We start from the raw sequence: 12,750 nt of genomic DNA on the forward strand, positions 1-12,750 counted from the left end.
GTCAGAGGCTCATGCCAACTGAAGTGGCAAGCGCAGTTCGCGCCGCGTGTGCAGCGCCACGCTGGCCAGCGTGGGCCGCCCACCCACCTCGCGCAAGCGCTCGCGCGCGAAGGCTTCGAGGAAGATGGGCGCTTCGGGGTCGGCCGCCAGCACCGCCAGTTCCAGCACCGGCCAGCGGCCATCTGAGTGCCCCCAGGGCTGGGCGATACCCAGCCCGCCCCCCGTGGGGGACAAGGCAACTTGGGACGGCCCGGCGTTCCCTTGCACGACAAAACGGTCCACGCCAATCTGCCACGGCTCGCCGTCGTAGAAATGGTCGTCCACCAGCTCACCGTCGGCATACAGCCTCGCCGCGTCGCCCAGGTAGTCCAGCACCAGCATCACGCGGCCAGGGCCTTGCGCCAGCTCGGCCGGCAGGTCCAGGCGCCAGCGCGTGGCCTGGGCGTAAGCCTCGTCGTCCGGCGCCAGCGGCGTGGACTTGCCGCGCCAGGCCACGTGCGGGCCCAGGCGCACGGGCGGCGGGCTCGGGTTGTCCTGCAGCAGCGCGAGCGCCACCTCGCCTGGCACCCGCGCGGGCAGCGAAGCAATCCGCACGGCGGAGCCTGCAGCCACCTCGTTCGCCGGCCACACCTGCACTTGCGCCAGGCCGTCGTCGGCCACCGAGACCACCGCCTCGTCGCCGTCCAGGTAGAGCGGCTGCGGGCTGATCAGCAGCCGGTCGCGGCCATTCAGCTTCGCGTGCAGGCATTGGTCGGCCAGCGCCTGCGGCAGCAGCACGACGCTGTGGACCGCGCCGGTGGCATCGGTCACGCGAAGCAGGCGCGGCGCGATGGTGACGGCGATGTCCAGCTGCCAGCCTTGGGCGCCCTGCTGGATTTCATCGCCCGGCATTGAATCAGTGACCTCAATTGACGCCGCCTCGAAGTGCAGCTTGGCGCCGAACTCCGGCAGCGCAAACGCGACCAGCACCTGCGTGCCGTCCGGCTCGGTCCAGCGCGTGAGCGGCTGCACCGTGGCGTGGGCCAGGCGCGCGGCGCCCAGGCGCAGGCCGATGGGCCAGATGAAGCTCAGGCCGCTGGGCACCTGGACGGGTGCGGCCGGCAGCAGTGCCTTGCCACCGCCATGTTGCACTTCAAACTGCACACCGGAGAAGGCTGGCAGCGGGTGGTGGCGCAGGTGGTTGTTGACAAACAGGAAGCCGCTGTCACCGGCGCCGCGCAACGAGGCGCGCAGGCGGGTGCGGTCCTCCGGGCCGCTGGCGCGCTCGGCGGGCAGCACAGCTTCCATCGCGGCCAGCTCATCGCCAAACGCGGCCATGAACTGGTGCAGGCAGCGCAGCCGGCCATAGGAAGCGCGCACCTGGCCGTACTGGCCCAGCGGGGTGCGGAAGTCGTAGTTCAGCACCGGCACGTCGTTCGGGTAGCCGGTGTCCTGAGTTTCCTGCAGGCGCGCGCCGGGCACCAGGGCGGCAGGGTTGCAACCGCCGTGGTACATGTAATACCCATAGAGGTTGGCCCCGGAGCCGACCTGCACCAGCGCGGTGGCGGCCACATCCTGCAGCGTGACGACCGGGCGGCGGTGGTAGGACACGTGCATGCCGCCGCCAGCTTCGGCGAGGAAAAACGGGTAGTGCGACGGGTCAATGCGGCCTTCGGCCGGTGTGCCGCCGACATTGCCCATTTCGCCGATGGCGCGGCTGGTGTCGAACAGGAACACGCCAGACGGTGGCAGCGGTTCGGTGGCGCCGCTCCAGAAGCCGTCGGCATAGGCGCCGGAGACGGGGATGACCTCGCGCTCGGGAATGTCCAGCGTGGGCCAGCCGGTCACCGTGTAGAGCGGCACGGTCAGGCCGCTGTCGATGGCGATGTGGCGCAGCGCCTCGATGTGCTCGGCACCGCGGCCGGGGCCAACCTGGTCGTATTCGTTTTCCAGCTGCAGGCCGATCACCGGGCCGCCATCGCACCACAGCAGGCCGCGCAGCTGCGCGCCGATCTGGCCGTAGAAGGCGCGCACGGCCGCCAGGTAGGCTGCATCGTTGTTGCGCACCGGGCCTTGCGCCATCACCCAGTCCGGCAGGCCGCCGTAGCGCGCCTCGGCATGTACCCAGGGACCGGGCCGCAGGTAGAACAGCAGCCCCGCTTCGGCCACCAGCTCGACGAAGCGGCGCAGGTTGCGCTGCCCGGTCCAGACGAACTCGCCGCGGCGTTCCTCGTGGTGGTTCCAGAAGACGTAGCTGGCGACGATGTGCACGCCGCCAGCGGCCATCTTCAGCAGTTCGGTGCGCCACTCGTTTTCCGGGAAGCGCGAGTAGTGGAACTCGCCCATCACCGGCATCCACGGCTTGCCGTCCAGCGTCAGCCAGCGGCTGTTGACGGCCAGGCTCCGGTCGGCCTGCGGGTACTGCCCCAGGTTCAGGAAACCGGATTCGGCACGCGCCGGTGCGGGCGGCAGCTGCAAGCCCAGCGGGCCGCTCAGCGGGAGGGAAGACGGGAGGTTCATCGGCGCAGGGAATGAAGGCGGAATGCCTTGTTAAGCGATTAACTTCCGGCAGTGTGTCGGCTGCATTCCGCCCGAGCCAGCGGGAAAACCCTCAACGTTTTCGGCCCAGTTAGAACGGGCCGCGTGGCCGGCAAGACCGCCATTGACGGGCAAAGGATTAAGCGTTTAATCTATGCACATCAAAACTTTTCCTGGGCCTGCGCCATGAAGCTGGGCGTCTGTTACTACCCCGAGCAGTGGGACGAATCGCTGTGGGCCTCGGACGCGCGCCGCATGGCCGAGCTGGGCCTGTCAACGGTGCGCATCGCCGAGTTCGCCTGGGCGCTGATCGAGCCGGCCCCCGGCCGCTTCGAGTGGGACTGGCTGGACCGGGCAGTCAACACGCTGGCCGAAGCCGGGCTGGAAGTCGTGCTGGGCACGCCGACCGCCGCGCCGCCGCAGTGGCTGGTCGAGCAGCATCCGGACGTGCTGGCAGTGGATGCACATGGGTGCACCAAGCAGTTCGGCTCGCGCCGCCACTACTGCTTTTCCAGCGAGACCTTCCACACCGCCAGCGCCCGCGTGGTGACGGCGATGGCCGAGCGCTATGGCCGCCACCCGGCCGTGATCGCCTGGCAGACCGACAACGAATACGGCTGCCACGACACCACCGTGTCCTACTCGCAGGGCGCGCTGAAGCGCTTCCGCGCCTGGCTGGCCGAGCGCTACGGCAGCATCGAAGCGCTGAACCAGGCCTGGGGCAATGTCTTCTGGAGCATGACTTACGGCAGCTTCGACGACGTGGGCCTGCCGGTGGCGATGCCGGCACCGCCCAACCCCTCGCAGCTGCTGGCCTTCCAGCGCTTCGCTTCCGACGAGGTGCTGCGCTACAACCGCATGCAGGTCGAGATCCTGCGCCGGCACGCGCTGGGCCGGCCGGTGCTGCACAACTTCATGGGTTTCTTCGGCAACTTCGAGCACCACGAGATGGGCCGCGACCTGGACATTGCCAGCTGGGACAGCTACCCGCTGGGCCACCTGGACGGCATGAACGTGGCCAGCGAAGCCGAGAAGCTGGCCCACCGGCGCACCGGCCACCCGGACATCGCGGCGTTCAACCACGACCTCTACCGCGGCGTGGTCGCCGGTGGCCGCTGGTGGGTGATGGAGCAGCAGGCCGGCGCTGTGAACTGGGCGCCCTGGAACGCGCTGCCGCTGCCCGGCATGGTGCGCGCGTGGACCTGGGAGGCCTTTGCGCACGGCGCCGAGCTGGTCTCCTACTTCCGCTGGCGCCAGGTGCCGTACGCGCAAGAGCAGCTGCACTCCGGCCTGAACACGCCCGACAACCTGCTGGCCACCGGCGGCGAAGAGGCCGCGCAGGTGGCGCGCGAGCTGGCCACCGTGCCGGTGGAAACCAGCCGGCCGGCGCGCGTGGCGCTGGTGGTGGACTACGCCGGCAAGTGGGCGATCGACGCCTTGCCCAACAGCGCCGACTTCGAGGTGCACACGCTGCAGCTGCGCTGGTACAGCGCGCTGCGCCGCCTGGGGCTGGACGTGGACGTGCTGCCGGCCTCGGCCGATTTCAGCGGCTACCAGCTGGTGGCGGTGCCCACGCTGCCAGTCGTCTCGCCGGATTTCGTGGACCGCCTGCAGCGCAGCGGCGCGCAGCTGGTGTTCGGCCCGCGCAGCGGCTCGCGCACGGCCGAGATGCACATTGCCGAAGGCCTGCCCCCCGGGCCGCTGCGCGCCCTCTTCCCAGGTCTGCGCGTCACCGCGGTCGAAGGCCTGCGGCCCGGCATTGCGCTGCCAGTCTCGCTGGGCGACACGTCGGCCCAAGTGACGCGCTGGCGCGACGTGCTGGACCTGCCGGCCGGGTTGACGGCCGAGGCAAGCTACCCGGACGGCCACGCGGCCGTCGTGCAACACGGCGCTGCTCGCTATGTGAGCGGCTGGCTGTGCGACGCGGGACTGGGCGCGGTGATGGCCCGCGCCGCAAGCGCGGCCGGCCTGCCTGCGCAGCCGCTGCCCGAAGGCCTGCGGCTGCGGCGGCGCGGCAGGCTGCAGTTCGCCGTCCACTATGGCGAGCAAGCGGTGCAGCTGCCCGCGCCGGCCGACGCACGCTTCGTGCTCGGCGGCCCGGTACTGGAAGCCGGCGGCGTGGCTGCCTGGTGGCTGGACTGAGCCCTTTGTCGACCCGGGCCGCCTGGCCGTGGCACATTGCCGGTATTGGCCACCCCGGCGCCATCCACTTGTGCGATGTTCTGCCCGCCAGGCCACCACTCCCCGAAGATCCCCCGAAGAGAAGTTGAGATGAAGATCACCCGCCTCACCACCTACCGCGTTGCCCCGCGCTGGATGTTCCTCAAGGTCGAGACCGATGAAGGCATCACCGGCTGGGGCGAGCCCGTGCTTGAAGGCCGGGCCCGCACTGTCGAAGCCGCCGTGCAGGAATTCGCCGAGACCCTGATCGGCCAGGACCCAATGCGCATCAACGACCTGTGGCAGACCATGTACCGCGGCCATTTCTACCGCGGTGGCGCGATCCTGATGAGCGCCATCGCCGGCATTGACCAGGCGCTGTGGGACATCAAGGGCAAGGCCCTGGGCGTACCGGTCTACCAGCTGCTGGGCGGCCTGGTGCGCGACAAGATGAAGGTCTACAGCTGGGTCGGCGGCGACCGGCCGGCCGACATCGTGGCCGACATGCAGCGCCTGATGGAAGGCGGCTTCGACACCTTCAAGCTCAACGGCACCGAGGAATTCGGCCTGCTGGACACGCCGCGCGCCATTGACACGGCCGTGGCCAAGATCGCCGGCGTGCACGACGCGCTGGGCACCCAGGTCAGCTTCGGCATCGACTTCCACGGCCGCGTCTCCGCGCCCATGGCCAAGCCGTTGCTGAAGGCGCTGGAGCCGTTCCGCCCGTTGTTCGTCGAAGAGCCGGTGCTGGCCGAACAGGCCGAGCACTACGCGCGCCTGGCCGCGTCCACCAGCATCCCGCTGGCCGCCGGCGAGCGCATGTACTCGCGCTTCGAGTTCAAGCGCGTGCTCGAAGCCGGCGGCATCGCCATCGTGCAGCCGGACCTGTCGCACGCCGGCGGCATCACCGAATGCCACAAGATCGCCTCGATGGCCGAGGCCTACGACGTGGCCTTTGCACCGCACTGCCCGCTCGGCCCGGTGGCACTCGCCGCCTGCCTGCAGGTCGACTTCGTCTCGCACAACGCCGTGCTGCAGGAGCAGAGCATGGGCATCCACTACAACAAGGGTGCCGAACTGCTGGACTACGTGATCAACAAGGAAGACTTCCGAATCGACAACGGCTACATCCACGCGCTGCCCAAGCCAGGCCTGGGCGTGGAAGTGGACGAAGAACGCGTGATCCACGCCGCCAAGAACGCGCCCGATTGGCACAACCCCATCTGGCGCCACAAGGACGGGAGCGTGGCGGAGTGGTGAGACGGCAATCGGCATGACCTGAGGCTTCGCGCCGCCATCCGAGAAATGGGGTACACAATAGGCGACGGAAATCGATGCGGTAAAGCGTGAAGTATTGACACCATGAGAATGTGTGTGACGACGCTTGCTCCTGGCTCCAGCCCTCACCCGGCGCAGGCTTCGCGCCGGACACTTGCCGGGCTGCTTGCGGCGGCGTCACCGCTGTGGGCCTGTGGCCAACCGGTCGATCCGGAGCCCTCGCCGGCCACGGCTGGCTCAACGGAGCAGCTGGCTCAGGTCGTCGTCACCGGAACCCGCGCCAGTCTGAAGTCGGCCCAGCAGCTGAAACGCAATTCACTGGAGGTCGTCGATGCGGTGCTCGCCGACGACATCCTGAAACTGCCGGACTTCAGCGTGACCGATGCGCTGCAGCGCGTCACCGGCGTCCAGATCGCACGTGACCGGGGCGACGGCACCGCCGCCGCCATCCGCGGCCTCACGCAGATGCAGACGACGCTGAACGGCCGGGAGGTCTTCAGTGCAGGGACCGGGAGAAACCTCGAATTTGCCGACATTCCCGCCGAGATGCTGGCCAGCCTTCGCGTGTACAAGACTTCGTCGGCGTCCCAGATCGAAGGCGGCATTGGCGGCCTCGTGGACATGCGCACCCGCCGGCCCTTCGACTTCGCCGGGCGCGAGGCGGCCATCTCGCTGCGGCGTGTGGACTCGCAGCTCGCACAGGCCGGGGCGAACCAGTTTTCGGTGCTGGCGTCCGACCGCTGGCAGACGGCCGGCGCCGGCGAGTTCGGCCTGCTCGTGAACGTTTCGCGCCAGGACCGTGCATGGCGCGAAGATCAGAAAAGCACCGGCAATCCCATCGCGCGCAGCGACATCGTGGCGGGCCAGATCGTCAACGTGGCCAGCAGCACGTCGGAAGCCACGAGTGTCGGCCTGCGTCGGCGCACCGGCATTGCGGGCGTGCTGCAATGGCGGCCGAACGAGCAGCTCGAACTCTATGCCGAGGCCACCAGCGCGCGGCTGGCCACGCGGCAGGACTCGTACCAGATCAATGCGTCGGCCGCACCAACGTTTCAGGCAGACAGTGTGCAACTGTTCCCGGGCACCAGCGACGTGCGGCGCATCACCTGGACCAACGCACCGATCTCCATCCTCAGCTTCGCGCGCGACACCACCGACCGCACCCGCAGTGCCGCGCTTGGCGGCAGTTGGCGCGATGAAGCCACGACCCTCAAGCTCGACCTCAGTCACGCGCGGAGCTTCAACCACCTGTTCTTTTCGGGTCCGACGCTCGCGGGAACGGCCGCGAGCTTCACGCAGGACGTGTCGACGCCGGTACCGTTCACCCGGGTCGGCGGAACCGATCTGCTCGATCCGCACAACTTCCAGGTCAGCTCGATCGCTTACCGCACTCGCCCGTTCGAGGGCCACCTTGCCGCCGGGACGATCGATCTCGAACAAGTGCTGCAAGGCAGCTTTTTGCGGACGCTGGAGGCCGGGTTGCGCTTCGCGCGGCGCGGCGCAACCGACAGCCCCGGGCTGGTCTTCGCCGATGCGCCCGTGTCCGGGGTGTCGGCCGCGGACCAGGCCGGTTTTGCAGTTCCCAATCCCTATGGCGATTTTCTCGGCACGGGATCTTCGAACAGCCTGGCGCACTACATCGTCGGCAACCTCGACGCGGCCCGCGATGCGGTGACCTACCGCAGAGCCTTCGGCATCACCACGCCGATCCCCGCCGGCGGCAACCCGCTGGGCCTGTGGACGATTCGCGAGGACACCCAGGCGGCCTATGCGGCAACGGTGTTCAAGGCCTCGGCCTGGCCGCTGGACGGCAACGCAGGCCTGCGCATCGTGCGCACCAGCGAGTCCGTCGACGGCAATCAGGCGCTGCCCGCCACCGGCAGCACCGCGCCGATCACGATCGCCAGCAGCTACGTCGACCTGCTGCCCAGCGTGAATCTGCGCTACCGGCCGGCGCCCGGATGGCAGCTGCGCGCCGCCGCATCCAAGACCCTGACGCGGCCGAACTTCGACCAGCTGTCGCCGTCGGTGACCTTGGTCCGCAACTCGGTCGACCCGACCCTCAACCAGGGCGCTGCCGGCAACCCCGGGCTGGCGCCGGTGCGCTCGCGCAACCTCGACCTGGCGCTGGAGACCTACTTCAGTGCCACCACCTTGGCCCATCTGACCGGGTTCGTGAAGAAGGTCGATGGCTTCGTCACGACGGTAAGCGATCCCGAGACCCATGACGGCGTGACCTACCAGGTGAGCCGGCCGCAGAACGGGCCGATGGCCGACGTGCGCGGCCTGGAGATCGGCTACCAGCAGTTTTTCGACTGGCTGCCGGGCGCCTGGCGCGGGCTGGGACTGCAGGCCAACTACACCTACGTGGACAGCGAAATGCGGGGCACCGGGCTGCCGCTGCAGAACTTTTCGAAGAACAGCTGCAACCTGATCGGTCTGTACGAATTCGGCCAGGTGTCGGCCCGCATCGCCTACAACTGGCGAAGCCGGTTCTTGAGCGGGATCACCAACATCGTCAACCTGGGCTCGCAACCTGTCTACACGCGCGGCTACGGCTGGCTGGATGCGTCGCTGCGCTGGAAGGTCAGCACACAACTCACGCTTGCGCTCGAAGGCAGCAACCTGCTGAACACGCGCCGGACTTCGTACTACACGGTCGCGACACGACCGCAGAGCGCCTGGATCAACGACATTCAGATCGGCCTCGGCGCGACGCTCCGCTTCTGAGACCGCCCAGCTGCAAATGCGCTTCTAAAGCAGGACAGGCAGCCGCCTGCTGGCGCGACAATGGCAACCTGGCCGCATCGGCGGCGGCCGTCGTCTCGAAGAAGTGTCAATGGATTGATCGGGAGTGGCAGTGGGCGGTATGCAGACACCTGGTCGACGACTCGCAGCATGGCGGATGTCCAGCGTGATCGTCTTGAACGCCTTGTTGATCGGCATGAACCATGCCGTCGCATCGTCAATCCCGCCCAACGCCGCCTGGAATCTCGAGGCCACCCAGGCCCGCGAGCTGGTCGAAAACGACGCGCCACGTGCCCTTCAACAGGCACAGCAATTGTTGGCGGCGCTGCCCGTGGACGCCTCGCCGGTGGACCGGGCCCGGGCGCTGAACCTGGTGGCGCGCGCCGAGGTCTATCTCGCGCAGACCGAAGCCGGGGCCGGGCATGCGAGCGCGGCGCTGGCGCTCGCCAAGGCATCGGACGATCGTGTCGGACAGGCCGAGGCCGAACTCAACATCGCGCTGAGCGCGATCAACCAGGCCCGCATCGACGCCGCCGTGGCAGCCACGACGCAAGGCCTGGCCGTGCTCGATGGGGTCGACCGGCCCGACCTGCTCGGCGAGGCGATGCTGCGCATGGCGATGTCGTACCGCCGTATCGGCCAGGTCAACGAGTCGGTCACGATGACGATGCAGGCGATGGAGATCGCCCAGCGCACGAGCCAGCCGCGTGTGCTGGCCTACGCACACCAGGGTCTGGGCATCTCGTTCAACCAGAGCGGTCGCCTTGCAGAGGCTCGCGAGCATTTCGAACAAATGCGAGTGCAGGCGCAACGGGCCGGCTCCAGGATGCTCGAGGCCGATGCGCTCTCCAACTTGGGCGGCGTGGTGGCTGGGCTCGGCGATATGGCGGCCGGCGAACGGCTCTGTCGCGAAGCGATCAAGCTGTACCGCGCGATCGGCATGCCGTTCAGCATCAGCTTTGCCCAATTCGGGCTGGCAGAGTTGCTGCGCAAGCAGGGTCGTCTTGCCGAGACCGGGCAATTGCTCGACGAGGTGCTCGCGCGATATCTCGAACACCCGAACCTCATTGGCCAGTGGTTCGTGTTGAACGCGCGGAGCAGCAACTTCGAAGCGCAAGGCCGCAGGGCCGAGGCTCGCGCCGCCGCCGATGAGGCCTATCGACTGGCACAGCAAATCGGCTTCCCGCTCTACCGCAGCGAAAGCGCGCGGCGGCTGGCCGCAGTGGTCGCGGCTGCCGGCAATGCCCGGCAAGGCTATGAGCTGCTGCTCGAAGCCTCCAACATGACCGACAAGGCCGCGCGCGAGAAGGCCAGCAGCCACATGGTCGAGCTGGCGCAGCGCTACGAATCCGAGAGCCGGCGGCGGCAGATTGCCGAGCTCGAACGCCGCAACGAGCAGCAGACGGCTGAGCTGGCGCAACGGGCGCTACAGCAGCGCTGGTTGTGGACGGTGCTGGGCGGCAGCATCATCACGCTGACCGGGGCCATCGTGTTCGTCGTGTTCCTGCGGCGCTCGCAGCGCCAGCTCGAAGTGATCAACACCCGCCTCACGCAATCGCAGGACGAGATTCAGCACCAGGCCGGCATCCTGCGACTGATCCTCAACAGCATTGGCGATGGCGTCGCTGTGTCCGACGAGCAGGGCAATCTGATCCTGATGAATCCGGCGGGCGAGCAGATCCTCGGCCCCGTCGACAAGGTTGTCAACGCGCGTGACTGGTCGCGGGTGCTCGGCATCTACCTGCCCGACGAGGTAACCCCCTACCCGGTCGTGGACCTGCCGCTCGCGCGTGCGGTTCGCGGCCAGTCCTGCGACGCAGTCGAGTTGTACCTGCGCAATGCCAGTTGCCCCGAAGGGCGCTGGCTGATCGTGACGGCGCGTCCGCTGGTCGATGCCGAAGGCGCGGCGCGCGGCGGCGTCGCGGTGTTCTCCGACGTGACGGCGCGCAAACGGGTCAACGAAGAGATCCGCTTGCTCAACCAAAGTCTGGAGGAACGCGTGCGGTCCCGCACCGCCGACCTCGAACAGTCGCAGCAAATGGCCAAGGCCGCCAACCGGGCCAAGAGCGAGTTCCTCGCCAACATGAGCCACGAAATCCGCACGCCGATGAACGCGATCATCGGCATGTCACACCTGGCGCTCGGCAGCGATCTCGACGCCCGGCAGCGCGGCTACATCACCAAGGTTCATCGCTCGGCCGAGGCCTTGCTCGGCATCATCAACGACATCCTCGACTTCTCCAAGATCGAGGCCGGCAAGCTCGATGTCGAACACATCCCGTTCAGCGTCGCCGAGGTGCTGGACGACACCAGCAATCTGGTGGGGCTGAAGGCCGAGGCAAAGGGTCTGGAGCTGCTGCTCGTGCTGCCGCCGGGACTGCCTCCCCTGCTGTTGGGCGACCCTTCGCGTTTGGGCCAGGTCCTGCTGAACCTGGGCAACAACGCCGTCAAGTTCACCGAACGTGGCGAAGTGTCGATCGGCGTGCAGCTGCTTGAACGCGATGCCGCGTCGGTGGTGCTCAGCTTCGAAGTGCGTGACACCGGAGTCGGCATCGATGCCGCGGACTGCGCCCGGTTGTTCCAGCCCTTCGTGCAGGGCGATGCGTCAACCAGCCGCCGCTACGGCGGCACAGGACTGGGGCTGGCGATCAGCCAGCAGCTGGTGCAGCTGATGGGCGGCCGGATCGGGGTGGTGAGCACACCGGGGCAGGGCAGCCGTTTCCATTTCAGCGCCCGCTTCGGCTTGCCAGCGGACGCCGCGTTGGACCCACCCACGCCCGTCGACTCATTGCAGGCGCATGTGCTCGTGGTCGACGACAACGCAGCCGCACGCGAACTCTTGTGCAAGATGGCCGGCGCGCTCGGCATGCATGCCGAAGCGGCCAGCAGCGGCGAGGAGGCCCTGGCGGCAATGGCGCAGGCCGATGCGAGCAATGTGCCCTATCAGCTGCTGCTGGTCGACTGGAAGATGCCCGGCATGGATGGTGTCGAGTGCGTGCGCCGCATTCGTGATCGCGCGCTGCGCCACCCTGCACCGGCCGTCATGATGCTGACGGGGTTCGGCCGCGACGAGATCGAAAGACGTCTGGACGAGGTTTCGCTGAAGGTGGGAGCTCTGCTCACCAAGCCAGTCACGCCGTCGACACTGTACGAAGCCTGCTGCGCCGCGCTCGGCCTGATGTTGGACCCGACCAGCCGAGCGCGCCTGCGTGAGCGCGTCAATTCGGCGCACCGCGCCGGTCTGAAGGGCGCGCGCATTCTGCTGGTTGAGGACAACCTGATCAATCGCGAAGTCGCGGTCGAGTTGCTGGGCCGTGCCGGCATCGTCGTCAGCGTTGCCGGTGACGGCGCACAAGCGCTCGAGCGACTGCAGCGTGAACCGTTCGATGGCGTGCTGATGGACTGCCAGATGCCGGTGATGGACGGCTACACGGCGACGCGCGAGTTGCGCCGCGACCCGCGGCTGAAGGACCTGCCGGTGATCGCGATGACGGCCAACGCCATGGTTGGCGACCGGGAGAAGGTGCTGGCTGCGGGCATGAACGACCACATTGCCAAGCCGATCAAGGTCAACGAAATGTTCGCAACGATCGCGCGCTGGATCCAACCGGGTGGCGCCGGGCCGATCGCCGTGGCGGCAGCGTCGCGGCTCGCGACCGAGCTGCCCGATCAGGTGCCCGGCCTGGATGCGAGCGCCGGGCTTGACGCCGTGATGGGCGACGCTGTGCTGTACCGCCGCCTGCTGCGCCTGTTCCGCGATCAGCAACAGGACTTCCGCCAGAAGTTTCACGCGGCCCGGGCCAGCGGCAACGCTGATGGCGCAATGCGCCTGGCCCACGACCTGAAGAGCGGGGCCGGGCAGATCGGCGCGCACGCCCTCCAGCGTGCTGCCGAGGCACTGGAGCAGGCGTGCATAAAGGGCCGCAGTGAGCCCGAAATCGCTGATCGGGCGGCCGCCGCAGCCGATGGCCTTGAGCCGCTGGTGGCCGCCTTGCGTTCGCTCGACTGAGCGGCCGGCGCATCACGCGCAGGCCCACGGTGCACTGG

General features: G+C 68.2%; 5 protein-coding genes. 4 read left to right on the top strand and 1 reads right to left on the bottom strand.

What is annotated here, in order from left to right; translation table 11 throughout:
- Window positions 1-9: 9 nt before the first annotated feature.
- On the bottom strand, window positions 10-2,499 hold the full coding sequence (locus AC3WR5_RS05860) for a beta-galactosidase (protein WP_492482679.1): 2,490 nt from the start codon (window positions 2,497-2,499) through the stop codon (window positions 10-12).
- Window positions 2,500-2,703: 204 nt separating this feature from the next.
- Here AC3WR5_RS05860 and AC3WR5_RS05865 point away from each other — a divergent pair, with 204 nt between their 5' ends.
- The 4 genes from AC3WR5_RS05865 (at window position 2,704) to AC3WR5_RS05880 (ending at window position 12,712) form a co-directional block, all read left to right on the top strand.
- Window positions 2,704-4,659, top strand: coding sequence for a beta-galactosidase (locus tag AC3WR5_RS05865; RefSeq protein WP_492482681.1), 1,956 nt, complete (start codon window positions 2,704-2,706; stop codon window positions 4,657-4,659).
- Window positions 4,660-4,788: 129 nt separating this feature from the next.
- Window positions 4,789-5,937, top strand: a complete 1,149-nt coding sequence (dgoD, locus tag AC3WR5_RS05870; RefSeq protein WP_492482683.1) for a galactonate dehydratase — start codon at window positions 4,789-4,791, stop codon at window positions 5,935-5,937.
- A 114-nt stretch (window positions 5,938-6,051) separates the two neighbouring features.
- Window positions 6,052-8,685: a TonB-dependent receptor gene (locus tag AC3WR5_RS05875; protein WP_492482685.1), complete on the top strand. Its 2,634-nt coding sequence runs from the start codon at window positions 6,052-6,054 to the stop codon at window positions 8,683-8,685.
- A 175-nt stretch (window positions 8,686-8,860) separates the two neighbouring features.
- The gene (locus AC3WR5_RS05880; protein ID WP_492482687.1) at window positions 8,861-12,712 is read left to right on the top strand and encodes a response regulator; all 3,852 of its coding nucleotides are present in this window, start codon (window positions 8,861-8,863) and stop codon (window positions 12,710-12,712) included.
- Window positions 12,713-12,750: the final 38 nt, after the last annotated feature.

The sequence above is a fragment of the Ideonella sp. FW305-24 genome, assembly GCF_058788035.1.

Coding starts and splice junctions, on each gene's coding strand:
- AC3WR5_RS05865 (WP_492482681.1), top strand. CDS start 2,704: ATGAAGCTGGGCGTCTGTTACTACCCCGAGCAGTGGGACGAATCGCTG.
- dgoD (WP_492482683.1), top strand. CDS start 4,789: ATGAAGATCACCCGCCTCACCACCTACCGCGTTGCCCCGCGCTGGATG.
- AC3WR5_RS05860 (WP_492482679.1), bottom strand. CDS start 2,499: ATGAACCTCCCGTCTTCCCTCCCGCTGAGCGGCCCGCTGGGCTTGCAG.
- AC3WR5_RS05880 (WP_492482687.1), top strand. CDS start 8,861: ATGTCCAGCGTGATCGTCTTGAACGCCTTGTTGATCGGCATGAACCAT.